Genomic DNA, 22,026 nt, shown 5'->3' on the forward strand with positions numbered 1-22,026 from the left:
ACATTCGCCGGGAATGCACACCCTGTACAGTGGGAGCACCAAGCTACATTCACGGGGATGCGCGCCCCGAACAGTGAGAGCACCAAGCTACGTCCACCGGGAATGCACACCCTATACAGTGAGAGCACCAATCTTGCCTCGCCGCGACTGCCTGCCCCTTACCGGGAGGGCGCCCCCGGATTGCCGCAACAGCTTATCGGAGAGCACAGCTAACGGCAGGTCACGTCTGCCCCACTGTAGTGTAAGAGCTCTGATTTTCCAGTCATTTGGAGTTAGGCATTATTTTTTTGAACATTAGTAATTGGTCAATCAATAACAAAAAAACAAAGGAGATGTTTGATTATGAAAAAGGCGATTGTTCTGGGTGCAACGGGCGGAGTAGGAAATCCGCTGACTGCCGAATTGGTCAAAAGAGGGATCGAAACGATTGCCTTCGGCAGATCGATGACCAAGTTAAATGCGCTGGCCGAGGAGATTGGCAGCTCCCCATTGTTGAAGCTCCGGACCGGGGATGCCTTTAAACCGGAGGACATCATTCAGGCGGCCGAAGGGGCGGATGTCATTTTTCACAGCGCGAATATTCCGTATCACGAGATGGAATCACGGCTGCTTCCACTCGGGGAATCCGTGATGCAGGCCGCCCAGCGGATGAACGCAAGAGTAGTTGTCGTGGACGGCATATATCCCTATGGGCGACGCAGAATGGAGAAAGCGACGGAGGAGCACCCGAAGCGGCCTCATACCCGAAAAGGCAAGACCAGGCTTGCCTATGAGGAGCTTCTGTTTTCGGCACGCTGGAAACCCCGCACCCGCCCTTTGATCGCCCGGTTACCTGATTATTACGGCCCCTCGGCTCAAGCATCTTATCTATCTGTGACGATGGAGGCTATAGCTGCAGGTAAGCCTACGGCCTTCATCGGAAATATGACGGTTCCCCGCGAATATGTCTACTTACCGGATGCAGCGCGGATGATTTTGGATATCGCCGTTCAGGAGGAAGCTTACGGGCAAAACTGGCACATTCCCGGTCCTGGCGTCATCTCAGGTCGTGACTTGGTACGCATCGCTCAGGAGGCGAGCGGGAGCCGCAAAGCCGTCATACCGCTGGGACGCATCGGTTTATCCCTGATCGGCCTGTTCAATCCCGTGATGAAGGAGGTCGTGGAGATGCTGTATCTTACCGAAGAGCCTCTCGTGCTGAGCGGGGAAAAATACGAGCGCCTCATCGGACCGTTATCTTGGACGCCGCATGAAGAAGCGATAAAGGAGACCATTGAGCGGCTGATGGAGAAGCAGGGCGTGTGAACGGATTGTACGAATAGCACTCGTATAAGATACACGCAACGTTTGCCCATTATTTTCCACTAATAGTAATTGGTCAATCAATAATATTGAGAATAATGCATTAATGTACTTATGGACTTATAAACTTTATGCGCTTATTCGCCTGTTTACCTATTCACTTATTCACTTATTCACTTATTCACTTATTCACCTATTCACTTACTACCAATCTAAAAAGGAGGTGATTTCAATGGCAAAACTTCAATTGAAGTTTGTGGACGGCGTACTAGCCGCCATCATTCTGGTATCAATGCTTAGCTGGTGGGATTAGCAAACAAGCTTTAAAGGTCGCAGTGTGCAACAAATCATTGTTAGGGAGGTTTGGATCTATGAATGAAGGTTTACGTTCGGCCTGGGCATCGAAGCATACGCTTTGGCTCGGAATTGCCGCGGTCTTGTTGGTACTGTTCTCCATATGGGATTAGCGAAAAATGCTTGCACGCTGGCCGAAAGGGCTGGCGTTTTTTTTTTTTCAAAAATATTTATATTCCATCCATCAGTTGCAGTCGTTCAAACGTTATATTAACAAGAAAGACGAAAACGGAAGATACGAGGTCGGCTATGGACGTAAATGAGCTGTACGAAAATTTGAAGGTGGATGTCCAGCGCTACGCCCGGTCGGTCGCAAAGCACGCGTACGAAGCCGACGATCTGGTGCAGGATGCCTTCATCAAGGCGATGAAGGAGCCGCAGCTGGCACAGTGGCCGCTCCACAAGCAAAAGGCTTGGTTTTTCAGGGTCATCAAGAATCGTCTGATCGACATTACCCGCCGGGAAAAACGGCTGCTTCCCTGGGATGATGATCTGGATGCCACATTGCTGTCCGTGCCAAACCTCGATATGGAGACCACGGAATGGCTGGGCCGCCTGCCGCAGTCCCAAAGCGATATTGTGTTTAAGCGCTACTGGCTTGGCATGTCCAGTCAGGAGATCGGGGACCAGCTTGGATTGCCAGCCGCGACGATCCGTTACAAGCTGCAGGCCGCCATCAAGAAATTAAGAACCTATTGGGAGGAAGATATGAAATGAGCAGAATCATTGGCAATGTGGGGATGCTGGATCTTACGGAGGCAACGGAGGAAAGCGTGAAAAACATTGAACGGATCGACAATGTGGGCATGGTGCTGTACCGGGCGGAGACCGCCCATCTGCTGGCGCTGCTCACGAACGCCGGCAACATCGGCAAAACGCTGGAAATCCCCAGAGGCTACCGCTTTTTTAAAGGCACTTTGAGATTGAACGCCGAGTATTTTAAGCACAAGCAGCCGGAGAATGTATTTACGTATGGCACGGTGGTCATCGATCGGGATGTCAGCCTTGAAGCTTTTGAGCATAGCGGGCCGCACATGGCAGTGAGGGGCGAGGTGTATGTTCCGAAGCATTTGGAGGGAGCCGTCACCGCATCGCTGCTTAAAATGGAGGGAGCGGAAGCGAGCATCCAAGCCTATCAATCCGAGCTTCGGTTTGAGTCCGGGAAATTCCGTCTGACCAACGCGTATTTGTCTTCGCTCAAGGAGCCCCGGTACTTGGTCGTGAATGGGGTCCTTGAAGTGGAGAAGGACCTGGACATGGAACAATTCGCCGACCGGCTTGAAAAGATCCATGTGAACGGCATCGCGATGATCCATGAGGAGCAGAGCCCCTATTTTTATGACAAAATGCAGTCGATCAACGGTCAGGTAAAAGTAATTCCTGCAGGGTTCGAGCATGTAACGAAAACGCTGAGACTGAACGCCCGAACGATTCGCCGATTCGCCGACCGTAAATTATATACCAAGCACCCCATTGTGCTTGATGCTGACGTGACAAGGGAGGCGTTCAGCCGCGCCATCGCCGGAATTCAATCGTCCTCGATCGTGATCTGCAGCGAAGATATCGAGGATCTGGTCTGGGAACGCTGTCCGGACGTGAATACGGAAATCGTCAGCTATGAGCAGGCATTCGTATTCGTGGAAGGCGAGGAAGCATGGTCGAAGGACCAGTTGCTTGCTTTAAAGGAACCGGCCAGCTTCATTGTAGACGGAACATTGATCCTCGAAGAAGACGTTACGGAGGATGTATTGGAGGCCAAACTGCGTTCCTTGGATCTGTTCGGGAAAGTGATGATCGCGGAAAAAAGAATTAAAGGTGTTTTATACCCTTACCTTCGGAGCATGAGCGGCAGTATTATAGTGAAGGGGACGGAGGAGAAGTTTGCAGGTATCGGTAATGTCGGAATGTTGTCGCTATAAAAGAAAAGAGGAAGGTAAAATGAATATCAATAATGAAGATATTGCCAACCAGCATGTGAACGATCTCCGCCAGGAACTCGAACGATGCAGGTTGGCTCAACAAACGAAAGCCACCCGTAATGAAGCTGCAGGTGCTGTCGCAGGCGGCGCGAAGACTGCAGGCAAATGGAAGGCTTTGCTGGATACCATCATGATGATGGGAAGACGATTGCTGTAATTTCAATATGTGATCCATTGTATAGATCGCCGGTGCCAAGAAAGTGGCCCGGCGATTTTTAATGGGGCAAGTCAACTCGCTCAACCCGCGCAACCTGCTCAGCCCGAATCAACCCGAGACAAGCCCAATCAAGCCAAATCATGCGGAATTCAGGCCAGTCATGCGGAACCTCAGTCATGCAGAATCAAGCGTTGCGTTCATTCATTCGCTCATACAGAAAATCAACCACATGCTTGACTTCCATCGTTTCGCTGCAGCCGTGCTGTTCCACGCCCAGCTTCATCTGCAGCAGACAACCCGGATTGCTGGTCAGCAGGTATCTGGCTCCGGTGGCGTTGACGTTCTCCATCTTATGCTCCAGGATTTGACCCGCCATTTCCGGCTGCGTCACATTGTATATGCCTGCCGAGCCGCAGCAGCGGTCCGCTTCCCTCATCTCTTGGAAGCTGACGTTGGGCACCTGGCTTATGAGCTGCCTTGGTGCCGCCCCGCTGCGCATCACATTCCGCAAATGGCAGGAGTCCTGATAGGTCACAACGACAGGCTCGGTGGACGTCGCGGATTCGCTGAATGCAGGCAGTCTGCCATGCTCCACGAGCAGCTTGCTGATGTCCACGACCCGGCTGGCGAACCAGGCGGCTTGTTCCTTCCAAGTCTCATCCTCATGAAGCAGATGGTCATACTCCACCAACAGGGCACCGCAGCCGCCGGCATTGGATACGATATAATCCACATCCAGCTCCTTGAACACCCTCACGTTGATCCTCGCCATATCTCTTGCCAGCTCCAGCTCGCCGCTGTGGGCATGGAGTGCGCCGCAGCAAACCTGCTCCGGCGGTATAACCACCTCGAAGCCTGCCTCCGACAGCAGCTTCACGGTATTGACGTTGGTGCCGGCGAACATGACATCCATGATGCAGCCTCTGAATAAAGCGACGCGAGCGATCGGAGTGCCTTTAGCCGGATACACCGTTCCCAGCTGTTCGACGACGCCATCGGCGGTGGCGTCCGGCAGAATCCGCTCCATGTCCCGCAGATGCTTGGGGAAGAAACGCATGACGCCGGTTCCTCTCGCCACGCGCTGCAAGCCGGATTTTTGGTAAAATTTCAGCGTTCTTCCCAGCGTCTTCAGACGTTTGCGGTGCGGGAAGACGCCCTTGAAGAACAGCTTGCGCATTCCCTTCACAGGAATGGAATGCACCGGATGATCCTCAATGGCGTCTCGGGCCTGCTCAATGAGCTGACCGTATTTCACATCTGCCGGACATACCGGCTCGCAGGCTCGGCAGCCCAGGCAATGGTTCATCTGATCGCGGAAGCGATCATCCGGCTCCATCAGCCCGTCGGCCACGGCCTTCATTAAGGCAATGCGCCCGCGGGGAGATTCGGGCTCTACGCCCGTTTCCCTGAATGTAGGGCAGGCCGGGAGGCAAAACCCGCAGCGCATGCAGTTGGTCAATTGATCGTAATCGAGCTTTTCGAGCAAGGTACGGGCCAGGGGATTGGTATGGTTGATCTGGGGCTTTTTCCCGATATTCGCTTGGCTAGTCATGATGAATTACCACCCTTTTTCGTGATTCTTTGGCAAACACCTTGCCTGGATTCAACAAATTATCGGGATCGAATACCTGCTTGATCCCTTTCATGAGCGAGACGCCGGAAGCGCCGATCTTCCACTCAAGGAATGGTGCCTTCACCATGCCCACGCCGTGCTCGCCGGTAATGGTGCCGCCAAGCTCAAGGGCCGCCGCGAAAATCTCTTCAAAGGCTTGCTCCACCCGGTGAATTTCCTCCGCATCCCGGGCATCGGTCGTTGCCGTAGGATGCAGGTTGCCGTCGCCGGCATGGCCGAAGGTGGCAATCGTCACATTATACTTGGCTGAAATGTCATTGATCCGGCGGACCATATCGGCGATTTTGGACCGGGGAACAGTCGCGTCCTCCAGAATCGTGGTCGGACGAAGCCGCGCCAGCGCCGTAAAGGCGCTTCTTCGCGCTGTCAACAGCCGCTCCGCCTCTTCCCGGGTGGCAGCCACCAGAATGCTGTCGGCTTGCTCGCGCATGCAAATTTGGCGGATCTGCTCAATGTCCCTGGTTACAGTCTCGGGGTCACCGTCCTGCTCGATCAACAGGATCGCCTCCATGTCCAGCGGAAGGCCAAGCTTGGCAAAATCATCGACGACGCGGATCGTCGGATTATCCATGAATTCCAGCGTCGCCGGAATAATCTTGGATTCGATAATGGCGGAAACCGTCCGGGCCGCTCCGTATAGATCGCGGTACATGGCGAGCATCGTCATTTTGCTCTTCGGCGGGGGAATCAGCTTCAAGGTCGCTTCGGTAATAATCGCAAGCGTGCCTTCCGAGCCGACCAGCAGCTTGGTCAAATCATATCCCGCTACATCCTTCATCAGCTTTCCGCCGGTACGAATGATTTCGCCGCTGGCGAGCACGGCCTCGAGCCCGATCACATAATCCTTCGTCGTGCCGTATTTCAAACCGCGCAGACCGCCCGAGCATTCGGCGATATTGCCGCCGATCGTCGAGATGCGCATGCTGCTTGGGTCCGGGGGATAGAACAAGCCCAAGGATTCAATATGTTGAATGAAGTCGGCCGTAATGATCCCGGGCTGAACGGTGGCCGTCAAATTTTCCAGATCCAGCTCCAGAATTCGGTTCATCCGGTGCATCACCATGACGACGCCGCCTTGAATCGGAACGGTTCCTCCGCAGAGATTGGAGCCTGAGCCTCTGGACACGAGCGGGACTTTATAGGCTGATAACGCCTTCATAATGGCGGAAACCTGCTCCGTGTTGGCAGGATAGATTACAGCGTCAGGCAAAGCCTGCAGCATCGGAGTGCCGTCATAGGAATGCGCGATAAGCGCCTCTTGATCATCCCGGAAGTGGGCATCGCCAACGATGGAGCGAAGCTGTGCGGCGAGAGACGGGTCTAACATAAACGAGTTCCCTCCTAATCGATCAGGTCATCTGATGACTTTTGTTTTATTATATGACATGATTATAGTAATGAATAGTACAAAAAATGAGCAGGAGGCAAACGGACCATGCGAACGATCAAAGTGGAGAACCAGAAGGGGCATGAAATTGTGGGGGAGCATCTGCTTCAGCAGATCCGGGAGGGGCATCTCAAGCCGGGCCAGAAGCTCCCCTCCGTCGTTGAATTAGCGGCCGCATATGGCGTAGGAAGATCCACGATCCGTGAGGCGGTCAGCGCCCTCAAGGCCATGGGATGGGTCGATGTGCGTCAGGGAGGCGGAACGTATGTGAAGACGGTTCTTCCGAGCGAGCCCCGAAGCGGCGCCGACTTATTGTTCCAAGGGGCCGAGTCCCTTATTGAACTGCTTGAAGTCCGCAAGGTGCTGGAGTCCGGTACCGCCTCTTTGGCTGCGGAACGAAGGACGGAGCAGGATCTTGACCGAATGCGCGAGGCCCTTTCGCAGATGGAGCATGGGCTGAAGGTGAACGATACGGGGGAAGGCGAGCGCGCGGATGTCGCCTTTCATATGGCGATTGCGGCAGCGTCCGGCAACTCGCTGCTGATTCAGCTGATGGAGTCGCTATCTGACCGTTTAACGGACACCATTCAGAAGTCCAGGGAGCTGTGGTTCTACAAGGAACAATCAACCGCCGCCCGGTTATTGACGGAGCATCAAATAATATTTGATGCGATTGAGCGGCAGGATCAGGAGCAGGCCGGTGCGAGAATCGCAGCACATCTGACCAAGGTGGAGCAGGTGCTTCGATCAGGGCTGGAGTCGGAAAGCGGCAGACTGCCGGATTAACGCGTACATGGCTGAGGGAGGGGGAAGAACTCGATTTTTTTGCTGCCCTTGTACCCAAGGTAACCTGCAATCGACTTAAGGATGAGCCTTACACTTTACTTCGGGTCAGTGCCGCTTGGCACTGGCTTATTTCATTTTATTGTGCGGTCCGGTTTATTGCATTCTGTTTTTCTACCTATCGTTAAAAAATATTGACTTAACGGAGAGTTGCACGCTATTATTTTACCTAACGATAGTTAAAAAAGAGGTGAGCAACCAATGAAGAAACGTGATATGACTTCACAGCAGTTGATTGAAGCGGCCCTGCACTTATTTGCGCAGCACGGTATCGAGAAGACCAGCCTTGCAATGATCGCAGCGGCGGTAGGCATGACGAAGCCTTCGATTTATTATCATTTTGCTTCAAAGGATGAACTCATCGAGCGGGTCTTCGAATACATGTTCAGTGACTACCATTTCGACCATTACTTCTCGGTTTCAGAGTTGACTGCGGAGAATTTCGCCTTGAAGCTGTACGAGGGCGGGCTGCGTATGTTTCCAGAGGATGAGGAGCATTTTGCCCCGGTCTTCCGATTGTTGAACGAATTCATGCTGACTGCCGGCCGAAACGGACACTATGGCGAGCGAGTCATCGCCATGCAGCGGGAATTTCTGGACGGATTCGAGAAGGTCATGCAGCGGGGAGCCGAGTTAGGCGTAATCGAACCCGAGAACGTGACGGTTAAGGCCCATTTGCTGGCACTTCTCATTGACAATATCACCAGCTACATGATGATGGGCATGAAGCTGCCGTATCAGGAGTTATGGAAGGAAGCCGTCAACAGCGTCTTCCGGAAAGGGGAGGATCGTATTGGATAAACGAACGGAATGGACGGAGCTTGGATTATCGACAGTGGATAAAATGCTGATATGGGCGATTCCGCCGGTGCTTGGGGGCGTGGTCGGCTGGTTCCTTCCTGTCATCGCGGAATGGGCGTCCAGCCTGCCATGGGTGCCATTCCAGGGGCCGCTGGAGCTGGTTGCTTCGCTGCATGGACCGTGGGTTGCGCTGATTACGGCACTGCTCGGGCTCCTTGCGGGCATGTGGCTTTCCCATGCGGCCATACGTGAGAGCCTCCATGTACGAATATCCGACCGGGAACTGCAGCTATCCGTGAATGGTGCAGAGGCTAGTTACGCAAGAGAAGACATATTCGCCGCCTTCCTGGATGGCAAGGAGCTCGTCCTTGTCGGTCAGCAGGGTCAGGAGCTGTATAGACAGAAGATTGAAGGGAAAGCACGGCTGTTCACGGAGGAGTTTCTAAGGCACGGCTACCCGTGGCGGGAAGGAGATCCGTATGCGGATGAATACCGCAGGTGGGTCGCAAATTCCCCGGAATTGACCGCAGCCATGAACGCCCTGTTCGAGGCGAGGGAGAAGGCACTGCGGGACGATGACAAGGATGATGCAGACGATCTGCGTCGGGAGCTCTCAAAGCTCGGGGTAACGGTCCGTGACGAAGGAAAGCGGCAGTACTGGCGTCTGCATGGATCGCGGCTTTAACGACTGTAGCGACCGTAATGGCAGCAACCTGCTCCTCCACTCTCAAACAAATGAACCCCTTCCATCTGACAAAAAGACACCCTACACCGCTCTCGCAAACAATTTTCCCTCTTGAGATAAGACATCCGGCGGTCCTTTCCTTCAAAGAGAAGCTTTACAATGAAAGCGATACCTCGAAAGCGATACCTCACTCGAAGGAGATGTCTTATGAATTTTGATCTGAATATCGTGCCTTTCAGCCGAAGAGAGTCCTTCTTGGCGATCTCCCTCCTGCCCGAGGCTAAGGAGCGGAGAAAGGGGCTTTACCTGCGTACAGTCCGCGGAGGAGACGACAAGTTTGGCGAGGCCTTTCTGATTGAGCTGCTGGACCGGAACAACGAGCCGGTTTCTTTTGACCCTATTGCATCACCCGAAAAACTCAGGCTGGAGACCACGCATTGGGCTGGCCACGCAGATATTTGCATATCCGACTCCCGGACCGTCAGGTTCCGGTCGAAAGGATGCGGCATACGCCTCACCTTTTTTCCCGCCGCATATGATTATGCTTATGAGACGGATCCGGACCGCTGGGAAGTGAACAGCTTTACCCATGGCTGCCGCTTTATGCTGACAAGGCTTGCGGGACGCATGAGCATGGAGGTTGCATGGGATGAGATCAAGAGCTCGCGGGTAACCGCCGTATTTTCAGCGGATGAGGAGACCGACACGGCGGAATTTGCCGTGGAAGAGTTCATGACGGTAATGACGCCGCGCTCCGAATGGGAGAGCTTCGACGAGGCGGTGCGGCTCGTTCAGGAGGATTACGGCAGCTGGTTAAACCGCACCTTAACCGTTCAGGAGCATTGGCAGGAGGCCAGAGAGCTCGCCGCCTATATCACTTGGTCCTGCCTGGTTCCCGCCGAAGGCTGCCTGACCCGCCCGGCGATGTATATGTCAAAGAACTGGATGACCAACATTTGGAGCTGGGACAACTGCTTTAATGCAATGGCCTTGGTGCGGCATAACCCGAAGCTGGCGTGGGACCAGTTTATGATCTTTTTCGACCGGCAGGATGAGAGCGGGCTGATTCCGGACTTCGTGAATGATAAATACGAGCTCTGGAACTGCAACAAGCCGCCGATTCACGGCTGGACGCTGTCTTGGATGATGCGGCGCACCGATTTCATACAAGAGGAGCAGCTGCGCGAGGTGTACGGACCGCTCTCCAAATGGACGCAGTGGTGGTTCACGTACCGGGATCATGACGGCGACGGCATTCCCCAGTACAACCACGGCAACGATTCGGGCTGGGATAACAGCACGGCGTTCAATAACGGGATCCCTGTGGAAAGCCCCGACCTCTCGTCCTATCTGATTATTCAGATGGAGGTGCTGGCCGAAATCGCCGGCCTTCTCGGGTTGCCGGAGGAAGCTGCCGCATGGAAGCAGAAAGCGGACGATACGCTTGAGCGCATGCTCTGTCATTTTTGGAGGGATGGAAGGTTCACGGCCTGCCGTTCAGGCACGCATGAGGTGTCGGAAGGCGACAGCCTGCTGCTGTTCGTCCCGATCCTGCTGGGCAAGCGGCTGCCGGAGCATATCCGTGCCGCGCTGCTTGCGGGACTTCGGGATGAGACCCGATTCCTGACCTGGAACGGCTGGGCCACAGAGAGCGTCAGCAGCCGCTATTATAAGCCGGACGGATACTGGCGCGGGCCGATCTGGGCTCCCTCGACGATGCTGCTCGTCGAAGGCGTTGCGGCAGCCGGTGACCGAGAGCTGGCCATGGAGGTGGCGCAGCGGTTCTGCCGGATGCTTAGCAGCAGCGGCATGGCTGAGAACTTTGACGCCCTGACCGGAGCGGGGCTTAGAGACCGGGCTTTTACCTGGACCTCCAGCGTATTTTTGATACTCGGACATGAATACACGCATTAACCGACCTTAGAGAAACACTTCTTCCCGGGCATTTTTTTGCCTTGGGGGGAGGTGCTTTTTCCGTTTCCCCTGTGTTTTCCAGTTGGCGCCTAATTACAAGCCATAGGTTGAGGTTTATAATGAAAGCGGTATCAATGCCGCCGGGGCTGTGAATGCCTTCAGGCTTAAAGCTTGTTTTTGAAAAAAAGACGAAAAGACAGCGGGGAGATTATCATGAGCTTTCAGCGGACCAAAAAGGTAGCCGGCCGCATGTTCGCCGGCGCCTATCGTAGCATCCGAACCAAGCTGCTCTCCTGGTTTTTAATCGTAACCCTGATCCCTCTGTTTTCGCTTGGCGCGCTGTCCTACTACCAGTCGGCCCGGATCATCAACTCCCAATTCGGGAAATACGGAGATAATGCCGTCGCCCAGCTGGAGCAGCAAACCAGCTCAACCCTGAGCCGGATGAAGCAGACGGCCGAAACGATTTATTCCTATCTGCTGGATCCGAGCCGCATGGGGATTGGAAACCAGGCACCCACCACCTACCGCGACATTTTGGAGAAGAATGATTTTGAATCCTTGCTGAAATCCCTTCGGACGCAGCTGACGGCCGGCATCTACATTATTACGACCTCGGGTTATTACTACGGGGAGAACAACCTGGATGTCGCCAAGCTTGACCGTATCCCCTTATGGCGGTCGAAGCCGAAGGCGTATGCCGGAACCTATTGGCTCGGCTTTTATCCGCAGGATCATTTCATCAAGAGCAGCGACAGCGGCAACCGAAGCGTCATCGGCCTGGCGGTTCCGATTCACCATCCGGACAAGTCCCAGGACGGCAGCATCATTCTCATCGAAGAGTATGCGGAAGAGCTGCTGCAGATGTTCCGGCAATTCGAGGAGGATACCCATGCCCATCTGCAGATCAGCTCGCCGGACGGTACGGTCATCTACGAGACGGATGCCGCCTACTCGCCCAAAGACAGCGATGTAACCTGGTCACGGACGCTCGCCGTCAATCAATGGACGCTCGAGGCCCGGATTCCGGCGAAAGCCTTCTATCGATCCTCAGGCATCATCCGGGCGAACACGATGACGGTTGCCATCTTGTCCTGCCTGCTCGCTTTCGGCATCGCCTACCTGTTCTCTTCGCGCTTCACCTCAAGGATCAGGACATTGAAGGATTCGATGCAGAAAGTCAGCTTCGGCAAGCTGGACACCCGCACGCCGATCGATGGCCGAGACGAGCTGGGCAGCCTGGATATGAGCTTCAACCGGATGGTTACGGGGATTCAGGAATTGATCGGCGAAGTGGAAAGAAGCGAGCGGCTGAAGAAGGAGGCGGAGCTGCGGGCATTTCACTATCAGATCAATCCCCATCTGCTGTTCAACACGCTCAACTCCATTCAGTGGAAAGCCAGGCTCGAGGGCGCCGAGGACATCCGCCTGATGCTGTATCATCTGACGATGGTGCTCGAGGGAAATCTTGATATCTCCCAGGAGCTGGTCACGCTTCGCAGGGAGCTGCGCATGATCGAGCATTTTCTTAAGGTCCAGGAAATCCGGTACGGGGAAGTATTTCGTTATCGCCTGAAATGTGACGATTCACTGCTTCCGTATTTGATTCCGCGGATGACGCTTCAGCCGTTATTTGAAAATATATTCTTCCACGCCTTCACGGACGGCGAAGGAGAGATCGATATGTCGATCAGGATGGACGGCGACGATCTGGTGCTAATGCTCCGGGATAACGGGGCAGGCATGAAGGAGGAGCAGCTGGCGAGGCTATTCTCGCCTGAAGTAAAACGCAAGGGACGGGGCGGGCTTGGCGTACGCAACGCCGATCAAAAATTCAAGCTGCATTTTGGCCCGCTGTACGGGCTCACGGTGTATTCCGTGAAGGGAGAAGGAACGACAATCACCATACGCTGGCCGAAAAAGGAGGAGTCTGACGATGTTGGAAACAGAGAAAATCAAGGTGCTGATTGCCGATGACGAGAGTATCGTGCGCAAGGGACTCCGCACAACGGTGGCTTGGGACCGCTTCGGGATGGAGGTTGTGGCGGACAGCCCTAACGGCCAGGCAGCCTGGGAAGCTTTCCTGGAGCATCGTCCCCAGGTCGTCATCACGGATATCGTCATGCCGGAGATGGACGGGATCGAGTTGTCCCGCAGGGTCAAGGAAGCAGCGCCGGAGACCAGAATCATTCTGCTCAGCTGCCATCGGGACTTCGAATATGCCCAAGAGGGGATGCGGCTCGGAGCCTCGGCCTATTTGTTGAAGACCGCCTTCGAGGATGAAGAGCTCGAGGCCCTGCTGGGCAAATTTCAGCGGGAGCTGTCTGAGACGGCAGTATCCTTGCAGGATCAGGACGATCAGCTGTCCACGCATCTGTATGCTTGGCTTAATGGGCATAACGACAAATTCCTGGAGGTGCTGCGGAAGCTTTGGAGCGGCAGTTGGCGCATGAAAGGACAGCCTGCCGCGCTTTACCTGGTTAAGTCCGCCGGCTGTGGCAGCTCATGGGAGAGCCTTCTTCAGGAGCATGAAGCCGATGAGCCGAGACTGCACAGCGGCAAACGGATTCGCTACGGGTCGGACAGCTGTTATTGGGTCGTTCCGGATGGGCTAAAGGACGGTATAGAGAGCCTGCTGATCGAGATGAAGAGCCGGTGCGGCAAGCTGACGTGGGATTCGCGGCGAGGCCTTGAGGACCTGGAGGATGTACAGGATGCCTTTCAATCGCTGCATAAGGAAGCCGAATTGGAGCGGGTGTACGGACTTAGCGCGGAGCATTGGCCCGAACCGATTCTGCAAGCCGTTCATCTGCTGCATGCGTTTCCGTCGGCCGAATGGTCGGCGGCGGAGCTGGCCCAGAAGGTGGGATTAAGCCGCAGCCATTTTTCGATTTTGTTCAAAAAAACGGTTGGCGACAGCTTCATCGCTTTCCAATATAAGCGCAAGCTTCGTCTCGCTTACGGATTGCTGCGCGAAACCTCCTTAACCATGCAGGAAATCGCCGAGCGGACAGGTCTTGGGGACAGCAAATATTTCAGCAAATGGTTCAAGCGCTGCACCGGGAAGACGCCAAGCCAATACCGTACCGAACAAAAAGGGGAATCATCGTAAACAAACGAACACCGAGAATGACCATTTCGAACAAAAACACGATAAACTGCGAATCAGCGCACGTTTTGGACCGCTCTTCATCGGGTTATGATGAAAGCGGTTTAATTCATATTACCTCAACTCTTTAGGGGGAATCGACATGATGAAAAGAAGGTCATGGATGGTTATCGTATCCGTGATGGCGTTAACGGCATCCATGCTGGCCGGATGCGGCGGCGGAGGCACCGGTACGGCGCAGGAGCCGGACAATGGCTCGCAAGCCGGGACTACAACGCTTCGGTTCGCAACTTGGGATACCGGCGATGCGCTGAAGATTGAACAGGATATCGCCAAAAAATTCGAGGAATCGCATCCCGGCACGAAGGTCCAGGTAGAGGCCTATGCAGACGGGTTCGATCAAAAGCTGGCAGCCGGCTTCGGCGCTGCAAACCCGCCGGACGTGATGTATATGTGGGATTTCCCGACGTATCATCAGTCGCTGGAGCCGCTGGACGATTACGCGTCCAAGGACAAGGATTTGAACATTGATGATTTTTACCAGGGCTTGTTCAACTACGGCAAGATCGGGGATAAGCTGTACGGAATCCCGGCCGGCTTCACGACGCGGGTCGTGTATTACAACAAGAAGCTGTTCGATGAGGCGGGAATCGCATATCCGAACGACGGATGGACCTGGACTGACTTTCAGGACATTGCCAAGAGGCTGACGGACCCGTCCAAGAAGCAGTACGGCTTCGGCGTACGCGCGGAGAACGACACGTATGACCTGCAAGGCCTGGTATGGAGCAACGGAGGTTCATTCATATCGGAGGACGGCACGACGATTGAAGGCTATATGAACAGCAAAGAGACGGCTGAAGCCATTCAGATGCTGGGTGATATGCTGAAGAACGGTACCGCCGTGCTTGCCGGTGGCAAGGGACAGCAGAGCGGGGAGGACATCTTCAAGGCCGGAAAGATCGCGATGTGGGAGAGCGGAATATGGCCGCTCGAATCGTTCAGGGAAGCCGGAATCGATGTGGGCACCGTCGAGATGCCGGCCTTCCCGGGCAAGCCGGTCAAGGGGGTTCTTGCCGAATCGGCGCTGTCGATTGCGAAGGACTCCAAGCATAAGGATCTGGCCTGGGAGTTCATCAAGTTCTATGTATCCGATGAGGCGATCAAAATGCGCGTGGCTGACCTTCCGGTCCGGGCAAGCGTCGTCAATGAGCTGAAGAAGGATCAGGATCCGCTCTACAAGCCGTATTACACGATGCTGGAGCGTTCGGACAATACGCCGGCCTTCCTGCTCAACCCGAAATGGAACGAAGTCAACCGCCAGCTGTCGGCAGCCGTGGAGTCCGTCATGTTCGGCAGCGATGCACAAGAGGCTCTGAACCAAGCGGTGAAGGACAGCGAACGCTATTTGAAATAAACGATAGAAAGAAGGCTCGCTACTATGGCCCGGATCAATGTGCTTAACCCGCAACGACAGACAGCGGCCCCGAAGCGGCTTGGACGAAAACGATGGGGTGGGGCAGCGCCCTACCTCTTCATTTTTCCATGGATATTCGGCTTCTTGGTCTTCACGCTGGGCCCGCTGTTGTTCTCTCTTGTTATTTCCTTTTTTGACTGGCCGATCGTCGGTCAAGTCACCTTCGTCGGCTTCGACAATTACGTGGAGATGTTCTCGGATGATCCGCTGTTCTGGAAATCCCTGATGATTACGTTGAAATTTGCGGCTTTATTCGTGCCGCTGAACATTATCGTCGCCTTGGGACTGGCGATGCTGCTGAACCAGAAGGTAAAAGGCAGCGCCTTCTTCCGAACCGCCTTCTACCTGCCGTCGGTCATTTCCGGCGTGGCCCTCGCCATGATCTGGTCATGGGTTTACAGCGGGGATTACGGGATCCTGAATTACTTCTTGTCGGTATTCGGCATTGAGGGCCCGGACTGGCTGAACGATACGAAATGGTCCCTGGTCGCGATGGTGATCGCAAGCCTGTGGGGCCAGGGCTCGATGATGCTTATTTTTCTCGCGGGGCTCAAAGGCATCCCGAAGGACTTGTACGAGTCGGCTTCCATTGATGGAGCCGGCAAGATCAGACAGTTTTTCAATGTGACCGTTCCGATGATTACGCCGACGCTGCTGTTCAACCTGATCACGTCCATCATCGCCGCCTTCCAGCAGCTGACGCTGGCGCTCCTGTTAACGGGCGGGGGGCCGCTGAAATCCACCTTTTTCTATGCGATGTACATGTACGAGAATGCGTTCAAATACTTCAAGATGGGCTACTCCGCAGCGAATGCGTGGTTCATGTTCCTGATCGTCCTGACGCTTACGTTCCTTGTGTTCAAGTCCTCGGAGGCTTGGGTGTTCTATGAGGGCGAGATGAAGAAGGCAAAACCGAAGCATGTCAAACGCCGGGCTGCCGGCAGAGAGGGGCATTGACGCATGAGAAAAGTAATCACGTACACGCTGCTTGTATTTTGCTCCCTGCTGTTCATTGCGCCCCTGTTCTGGGCCGTAACGACCGCGCTAAAGTCCCCACAGGAGCTGTATCTGTTTCCACCGAAATGGCTGCCGTCCGTTTGGCGGTTCAGCAATTTCGCGGAGGCCTGGAGCATCCAGCCGTTTAACCTGTTTTTGAAAAATACGGTGATCGTGACGCTGCTGTCCACGCTCGGGCAGCTCATCTCCTGCACGCTGGTGGCGTACGGGTTCGCCCGGTTCCAATTCAAGGGACGCGATGCGCTGTTCCTGATCGTGCTTGCAACCATGATGATCCCCTGGGAAGTGACCATGATCCCGCAGTATATGGAGTTCAACTACCTGGGGTGGATCAATACGCTTAAGCCGCTGATCGTCCCGTCCTGGTTCGGCTCCGCGTATTTCATCTTCCTGCTGCGGCAGTTCATCATGACCTTGCCAAGAGAGCTTGACGAGGCGGCCACGATTGACGGTGCGGGAAAAATGACGGTTCTGGCGAGGATCATCGTGCCGCTCATGGGACCGTCGCTGATCTTAGTTGCGGTGTTTCATATGATGAGCTGCTGGAATGATTACCTGGGCCCGCTCATCTTCTTGAATGATCAGACCAAATATACGTTGACGCTGGGCCTGTCCCAGTTCAGGGGCATGCATGGCGTCGACATGCAGTCCATCATGGCCATTACATGCCTGATCTCCATTCCGCCGCTTGCCGTATTTTTCTTCGCCCAGCGGTATATCGTCGGCGGAATCGCGACGACGGGGATCAAAGGCTAGATCAGATGACAGCAACGATAAAGCAATATGGAAAGGATGGAGAGAATAGCATGAAAGTCAGACCGATTGACCGGGATTGGGATAATCTTGGCGTGCTGGAGCGAAACCGCTCCAAGAGCCGGGCCTATTTCATCCCGTTTACGGATGCCGAGGAAGCGCTCCGCTATGACAGGGGCAGCTCGGCATGGTACAAGTCGCTGAACGGCATGTGGAAATTTCATTATGCGGAGGAGCCGGAGGCGGCTCCTGAAGATTTTTATTTAACCGAGTATAACGTTTCGGATTGGGACGATATTCCCGTACCGGGACATTGGCAGCTGCAGGGCTACGGCCATCCGCATTACACGGATCTGTATTATCCGTTCCCGGTGGATCCGCCGCATGTGCCGGATGCGAACCCGACCGGCAGTTATGTCCGGGAATTTGAGATCCCCGGCGATTGGGACGGCAGGAGGATCAGCGTCAAGTTCGACGGCGTGGACAGTGCGTTTCATGTATGGCTCAACGGGTCGTTTATCGGCTACAGCCAAGGAAGCCGGCTGACCTCCGAGTTCGATCTGACGCCCTATGTGACGACCGGGGTGAACCGGATGGCCGTCCGCGTATATCAGTGGTCCGATGGAAGCTATCTGGAGGATCAGGATATGTGGTGGATGAGCGGCATTTTCAGGGATGTGTACCTGGTCGCGGAGCCTGCAGCTCTTCGCATCGCCGATTTCCGCGTGATCACCGAGCTTGATGCGGAGTACCGGCAAGCCAAGCTGAACGTCCGCCTGGAGCTGGAGGGGACGGAGGACGGCTCGGTCCAGCTGCAGCTGTTGAACGGGAACGGCGCCGAGGTTGGCGCAATCGGGAAGGAAGTCGCCCGCTCCTCCTCGGCGGAGCTTGAAATCGAGGTGATCAACCCGGCCCTGTGGAGTGCGGAGTCCCCGGCTTTATATCATCTGGTCATGACCTTGAAGGATTCGAAAGGGCAGTCTCTGGAGACCATTGCGCAGCGCGTCGGCTTCAGGAGCGTTGAAGTCAAGGAAGGCCAGCTCATGGTGAATGGCCGGCCGATCCTGCTCAAAGGAGTCAACCGCCATGATCATCACCCGGATACCGGCCGGACCGTGACGATGTCAACGATGCTCGAGGACATTCAGATGATGAAGCAGCACAACATCAATGCCGTGCGGACGGCGCATTACCCGAATGACCCGCGGTTCTACGATCTGTGCGACGAGTACGGGCTGTACGTCATGGAAGAGGCTGATCTGGAGACCCACGGCTTCGAGCTGCTCGGCAATATTTCGCGTCTAAGCGATGATCCGGCGTGGAAGGAGGCTTATGTGGACCGTGTCCGCCGGATGGTGGAGCGGGATAAGAACCATCCTTGCGTGCTGTTCTGGTCCCTCGGCAACGAATCCGGCTTCGGCTGCAATTTCCGCGCGATGGCGGACTGGTGCCGGGAGCATGACACCACGAGGCTGATCCATTATGAGGAGGACCGGGAAGCCGAGGTGTGCGATGTGGTGAGCACGATGTATTCCTCCGTTGAGAAGATGGAGGGGTTCGGTCAACTGGAGGGGCATCCCAAGCCGCATATTCTGTGCGAATATGCCCACGCCATGGGCAACGGACCCGGCGGACTGCGCCCTTATTTTGACACCTTTGAAAGGTATCCCCGTCTTGCGGGAGGGTTCGTGTGGGAGTGGATCGACCATGGGTTGACGAGAACGACGGAAGACGGCAGGAAGGATTATGCGTACGGCGGAGATTACGGCGACGTGCCGAATAACGGCAACTTTGTCATCGACGGATTGGTGCGTCCGGACCGAACGCCTTCGCCGGGACTTCTCGAGTATAAGAAGGTGATTGAACCGGTTCGCGTTACCATGCCGCAAGCCGGTACGCTGCTCGTCATGAACCGGTACGATTTCATTACGCTGGAGCATCTGCAGGCCCATTACCGGATCTTGGCCGATGGCGAGCTTGTCCGCAGCGGGGTGCTGGAGCTGCCGCTTATCGAAGCGGGCGAGAGCGCGGAGCTGCGTCTTCCCGTGAGCCTCGAGGAAGCGGCGGCCGTGGTGAATCCTTATGCGGAGCTGTGGCTTGAGGTATCCTTCCATCTGGCTGCGGACTGCCGCTGGGCGGAGCGCGGGCACGAGGTGGCTTGGTCCCAATTCCAGCTGCGGGCAGCAACGGTACCCGAATTCCGGCCTACGGATACGGCTGGACGGGGGGAGCTGCGGATCATTGAAGAGAAGCGCAAGCTCAAGGCGGCGATGGACGGCATCGAGCTGTCGCTGAATTCCTCCCGGCCGGGGTTTGAAAGCTTGTCCGTGAGCGGCAAGCTGCTTACGCTTGACGGTCCGCGGCTGAATTTCTGGCGGCCGCCGATCGACAACGACATGTACGTGCTGGAGGATTGGCGGAAGGCCCATCTGGACCGGCTCACCGAGCGGGTCGACCATTTCGAATGGAAGCGACCGGATTCTGCTTCGATTCAAGCCCGCTGGGTCTCCCGAATCGCGCCGCCGGTGTACGATTGGGGGTTCCGTTGCGAAACCGTCTATACGATCACCTCAGGCGGCTTGATCATCATGAATATCAAGGGCGAGCCGATCGGTACGCCGCCATCCATGCTGCCGAAGATCGGGCTGCAAATGAAGCTTGCGGCAGATATGGAGCATGTCCGCTGGTATGGACGGGGTCCGGGCGAAAGCTATCCGGACAGCAAGGAGGCAGGGCGTTTCGGTACGTACCGCAGCACGGTGGAAGGCTTGTTTACGCCGTACATTTATCCGCAAGAGAACGGGAACCGCACGGATGTCCGCTGGATTTCCATCGCGGATGGCGCAGGCCTTGGCCTGCTTGCCGCTTCCGAGTCTGCCCTGAATTTCAGCGCGAGCCGGTATTCCGACTCTGATGTGGAATATGCCAAACATGCCAGCGACCTGATGCCGAGCGAATATATTACGTTCAACCTGGATTACCGCCAGAACGGGCTCGGAAGCAACAGCTGCGGTCCGGCGCAGGCTCCGGAGCATACGGTTAAGCCGGAACCGTTCGAGTTCCGAATTCTGCTGCAGGCATACGCCTCGGAGGATACCGATCCGGGGACGCTCTCCCGGCGGATGCGTTCGGAAGCAAAGCTTTACAGCTGATCCTGGTTTTTGCTCATATTCTTATCGTTTCGGATATTCCGACAGAAGGGGAATCACATGTCCTTTTACATCAAAGACCTGCTGCAGCTGTCTACCGGCGTACGCCGGTTCCTTATAAGCGAAGCCTTGTACGGCATAGGCATCGGTCTTTACACGCTGGTTCTGAATTTGCATTTGCTCTTCCGGGGGCTGAGGGAGGATCAGATCGGCGCGCTGGTATCGATGGGCATTCTGATCATGGGGATCCTCGCCATTCCGGTCTCTCTGCTCGCGAATCGGACGGGAAGAAAAAAACTGCTGGTTACCGGCGTGTTCTTTATCGCCGCAGGAAATGTGCTGTTTGCCGTCAGCGATCAATTGCTCTGGTTCTATGCCGCCCAGATTCTCGTGTCGACCGGGCTGACGCTCGTCGAAACCACGGAGATTCAGCTTCTCTTCCATTATTGCCGTTCCCGCAAGGAGGAAGCCCGCGCCTTCTCCCTGATGTTTGCCGTGTTTACGGCCTTTACGGGTCTCGGCACGCTGGTGGCCGGATATATCGCGGAGGGGGCAGAAGGAAGTCGAGGCTATGAAGCCTCCCTTCTCCTCACCGGGCTGGTTCTCGTGATTCATGGAGCCGTTCGGGCGTTCTGGCTGCCGGCCGAGCGTGTGGGCAGGGAGGAGGAAGCGCCGGGCCGTCCGCTTTCCGAAGGGGCATCCAAGCTAACGGCGCCCATTCTTTCCGGGACCTTATGGCTGTTTGCCGTGTTCATGGCCCTCTTGGGAGGGTGTATCGCGATGACGGGCTCCTTCCTGAATGTGATCGTGAAATTCCGGCTGGACTGGATGGATGATCAAGTATCGCTCATCTTGGCCGTCGGTGCCATTCTGCTCTTTATCTGCTCTCTAATGACGCCTTACGTCATGGAGCGGTTCGGTTATCATACGGCGATCGTTTCCGTATTTATCGTCAATATTCTGCTGTTCGCGGCTTTGTATACGGTACTTCCCGTATGGCTGTTTGTCGTCCTGTTCCTGCTGCGGGGCGGCGGAGTAACGATGCTGTCCAATCTGCTTGACAGCCTGCTGATGTCCGCGTTTAACGAACAGGAACGGAATCTATATGCCGGCATGCGGTCGGTATTTCGGAGCTTGGGATCTTCCGGGGCAACCTTTGTCTCGGGATTGATTCTGGCCAGGCAGGATTATCAGCTTCCCTTCCTTGCCACGGCCGGGGCGCTGCTGATATGCGGTCTGTATTATGTGTTGTGGATACGTCCGGTCTTGTCGAGGCGATTGGGCGGCAGCATAGAAACGTAAAATGTAACCCCGGTTGCTGGCTGGATTTCAGCGCGACCGGGGTGAAGTTTTATGCGGAGATTTCCGGTGGAGGATCCGGAGAGTGTCCGCGGAGACTAGACAGAGGATCAGCAGAGTATCAGCAGAGTATCAGCAGAGTTATCAGCAGAGCATCCGCGGTGCAT

Annotated in this window: 17 protein-coding genes; 15 read left to right on the forward strand and 2 right to left on the reverse strand. The window is 55.2% G+C overall.

The window, feature by feature from the left end; genetic code table 11:
* Window positions 1–342: 342 nt before the first annotated feature.
* The 4 genes from NST08_RS05925 to NST08_RS05940 all read left to right on the forward strand — a co-directional run bounded on the left by NST08_RS05925 (window position 343) and on the right by NST08_RS05940 (window position 3,792).
* Window positions 343–1,305: an NAD-dependent epimerase/dehydratase family protein gene (locus tag NST08_RS05925; protein WP_341341583.1), complete on the forward strand. Its 963-nt coding sequence runs from the start codon at window positions 343–345 to the stop codon at window positions 1,303–1,305.
* Window positions 1,306–1,905: 600 nt separating this feature from the next.
* Window positions 1,906–2,373, forward strand: a complete 468-nt coding sequence (locus tag NST08_RS05930) for an RNA polymerase sigma factor (RefSeq protein ID WP_341341584.1) — start codon at window positions 1,906–1,908, stop codon at window positions 2,371–2,373.
* On the forward strand, window positions 2,370–3,575 hold the full coding sequence (locus NST08_RS05935) for a hypothetical protein (protein ID WP_007131498.1): 1,206 nt from the start codon (window positions 2,370–2,372) through the stop codon (window positions 3,573–3,575). Before NST08_RS05930 ends, NST08_RS05935 begins: the two co-directional genes overlap by 4 nt.
* 19 nt (window positions 3,576–3,594) lie before the next feature.
* On the forward strand, window positions 3,595–3,792 hold the full coding sequence (locus NST08_RS05940; RefSeq protein WP_007131499.1) for a hypothetical protein: 198 nt from the start codon (window positions 3,595–3,597) through the stop codon (window positions 3,790–3,792).
* 184 nt (window positions 3,793–3,976) lie between these two features.
* Here the strand turns inward: NST08_RS05940 and NST08_RS05945 are convergent, their stop codons facing one another.
* Together NST08_RS05945 and NST08_RS05950 are read right to left on the reverse strand one after the other, a co-directional pair.
* Window positions 3,977–5,344, reverse strand: coding sequence for a (Fe-S)-binding protein (locus tag NST08_RS05945; protein WP_341341585.1), 1,368 nt, complete (start codon window positions 5,342–5,344; stop codon window positions 3,977–3,979).
* Window positions 5,337–6,752 (reverse strand): FAD-binding oxidoreductase, encoded by a 1,416-nt coding sequence (locus NST08_RS05950; protein WP_341341586.1) that lies wholly within the window; start codon window positions 6,750–6,752, stop codon window positions 5,337–5,339. Before NST08_RS05950 ends, NST08_RS05945 begins: the two co-directional genes overlap by 8 nt.
* 108 nt (window positions 6,753–6,860) lie before the next feature.
* On the opposite strand from NST08_RS05950, the gene NST08_RS05955 reads away from it, so the two are divergent.
* From NST08_RS05955 to NST08_RS06005, 11 genes are all read left to right on the forward strand, one after another.
* Complete coding sequence (locus NST08_RS05955; protein WP_213616745.1) at window positions 6,861–7,598, forward strand: FadR/GntR family transcriptional regulator; 738 nt, start codon at window positions 6,861–6,863, stop codon at window positions 7,596–7,598.
* A 258-nt stretch (window positions 7,599–7,856) separates the two neighbouring features.
* On the forward strand, window positions 7,857–8,456 hold the full coding sequence (locus tag NST08_RS05960; RefSeq protein ID WP_028405789.1) for a TetR/AcrR family transcriptional regulator: 600 nt from the start codon (window positions 7,857–7,859) through the stop codon (window positions 8,454–8,456).
* On the forward strand, window positions 8,449–9,141 hold the full coding sequence (locus NST08_RS05965; RefSeq protein WP_341341587.1) for a YqeB family protein: 693 nt from the start codon (window positions 8,449–8,451) through the stop codon (window positions 9,139–9,141). The genes NST08_RS05960 and NST08_RS05965 overlap by 8 nt, the downstream gene beginning before the upstream one ends.
* Window positions 9,142–9,348: 207 nt before the next feature.
* On the forward strand, window positions 9,349–11,055 hold the full coding sequence (locus NST08_RS05970) for an amylo-alpha-1,6-glucosidase (RefSeq protein WP_341341588.1): 1,707 nt from the start codon (window positions 9,349–9,351) through the stop codon (window positions 11,053–11,055).
* Window positions 11,056–11,268: 213 nt separating this feature from the next.
* Window positions 11,269–13,032, forward strand: coding sequence for a cache domain-containing sensor histidine kinase (locus NST08_RS05975; protein ID WP_213616737.1), 1,764 nt, complete (start codon window positions 11,269–11,271; stop codon window positions 13,030–13,032).
* Window positions 12,992–14,167, forward strand: coding sequence for a response regulator (locus NST08_RS05980; protein WP_213616735.1), 1,176 nt, complete (start codon window positions 12,992–12,994; stop codon window positions 14,165–14,167). Before NST08_RS05975 ends, NST08_RS05980 begins: the two co-directional genes overlap by 41 nt.
* A 139-nt stretch (window positions 14,168–14,306) precedes the next feature.
* Window positions 14,307–15,581 carry an ABC transporter substrate-binding protein gene (locus tag NST08_RS05985; RefSeq protein ID WP_341341589.1) on the forward strand — a complete coding sequence of 425 codons (1,275 nt, stop codon included), beginning with the start codon at window positions 14,307–14,309 and terminating at the stop codon, window positions 15,579–15,581.
* Between the two features lie 24 nt (window positions 15,582–15,605).
* Window positions 15,606–16,598 (forward strand): carbohydrate ABC transporter permease, encoded by a 993-nt coding sequence (locus tag NST08_RS05990; protein ID WP_007131509.1) that lies wholly within the window; start codon window positions 15,606–15,608, stop codon window positions 16,596–16,598.
* Between the two features lie 3 nt (window positions 16,599–16,601).
* Window positions 16,602–17,414 carry a carbohydrate ABC transporter permease gene (locus NST08_RS05995; protein ID WP_007131510.1) on the forward strand — a complete coding sequence of 271 codons (813 nt, stop codon included), beginning with the start codon at window positions 16,602–16,604 and terminating at the stop codon, window positions 17,412–17,414.
* 50 nt (window positions 17,415–17,464) lie between these two features.
* On the forward strand, window positions 17,465–20,563 hold the full coding sequence (locus NST08_RS06000) for a glycoside hydrolase family 2 TIM barrel-domain containing protein (protein WP_341341590.1): 3,099 nt from the start codon (window positions 17,465–17,467) through the stop codon (window positions 20,561–20,563).
* A 57-nt stretch (window positions 20,564–20,620) separates the two neighbouring features.
* Entirely contained in the window at window positions 20,621–21,862 is a 1,242-nt protein-coding gene (locus NST08_RS06005; RefSeq protein ID WP_007131512.1) for an MFS transporter, read from the forward strand.
* The last annotated feature ends 164 nt before the right edge of the window (window positions 21,863–22,026 follow it).

Source organism: Paenibacillus sp. FSL K6-1566, assembly GCF_038050475.1.
GTDB classification, from domain to species: domain Bacteria; phylum Bacillota; class Bacilli; order Paenibacillales; family Paenibacillaceae; genus Paenibacillus_AQ; species Paenibacillus_AQ lactis.

Excerpts from the sequence above, each read along its gene's own strand:
- NST08_RS05930 (WP_341341584.1), top strand. The coding sequence starts at position 1,906 with ATGGACGTAAATGAGCTGTACGAAAATTTGAAGGTGGATGTCCAGCGC.
- NST08_RS06000 (WP_341341590.1), top strand. The coding sequence starts at position 17,465 with ATGAAAGTCAGACCGATTGACCGGGATTGGGATAATCTTGGCGTGCTG.
- NST08_RS05955 (WP_213616745.1), top strand. The coding sequence starts at position 6,861 with ATGCGAACGATCAAAGTGGAGAACCAGAAGGGGCATGAAATTGTGGGG.
- NST08_RS05980 (WP_213616735.1), top strand. The coding sequence starts at position 12,992 with ATGTTGGAAACAGAGAAAATCAAGGTGCTGATTGCCGATGACGAGAGT.
- NST08_RS06005 (WP_007131512.1), top strand. The coding sequence starts at position 20,621 with ATGTCCTTTTACATCAAAGACCTGCTGCAGCTGTCTACCGGCGTACGC.
- NST08_RS05940 (WP_007131499.1), top strand. The coding sequence starts at position 3,595 with ATGAATATCAATAATGAAGATATTGCCAACCAGCATGTGAACGATCTC.
- NST08_RS05970 (WP_341341588.1), top strand. The coding sequence starts at position 9,349 with ATGAATTTTGATCTGAATATCGTGCCTTTCAGCCGAAGAGAGTCCTTC.
- NST08_RS05950 (WP_341341586.1), bottom strand. The coding sequence starts at position 6,752 with ATGTTAGACCCGTCTCTCGCCGCACAGCTTCGCTCCATCGTTGGCGAT.
- NST08_RS05935 (WP_007131498.1), top strand. The coding sequence starts at position 2,370 with ATGAGCAGAATCATTGGCAATGTGGGGATGCTGGATCTTACGGAGGCA.
- NST08_RS05985 (WP_341341589.1), top strand. The coding sequence starts at position 14,307 with ATGATGAAAAGAAGGTCATGGATGGTTATCGTATCCGTGATGGCGTTA.
- NST08_RS05990 (WP_007131509.1), top strand. The coding sequence starts at position 15,606 with ATGGCCCGGATCAATGTGCTTAACCCGCAACGACAGACAGCGGCCCCG.
- NST08_RS05960 (WP_028405789.1), top strand. The coding sequence starts at position 7,857 with ATGAAGAAACGTGATATGACTTCACAGCAGTTGATTGAAGCGGCCCTG.
- NST08_RS05925 (WP_341341583.1), top strand. The coding sequence starts at position 343 with ATGAAAAAGGCGATTGTTCTGGGTGCAACGGGCGGAGTAGGAAATCCG.
- NST08_RS05975 (WP_213616737.1), top strand. The coding sequence starts at position 11,269 with ATGAGCTTTCAGCGGACCAAAAAGGTAGCCGGCCGCATGTTCGCCGGC.
- NST08_RS05945 (WP_341341585.1), bottom strand. The coding sequence starts at position 5,344 with ATGACTAGCCAAGCGAATATCGGGAAAAAGCCCCAGATCAACCATACC.
- NST08_RS05995 (WP_007131510.1), top strand. The coding sequence starts at position 16,602 with ATGAGAAAAGTAATCACGTACACGCTGCTTGTATTTTGCTCCCTGCTG.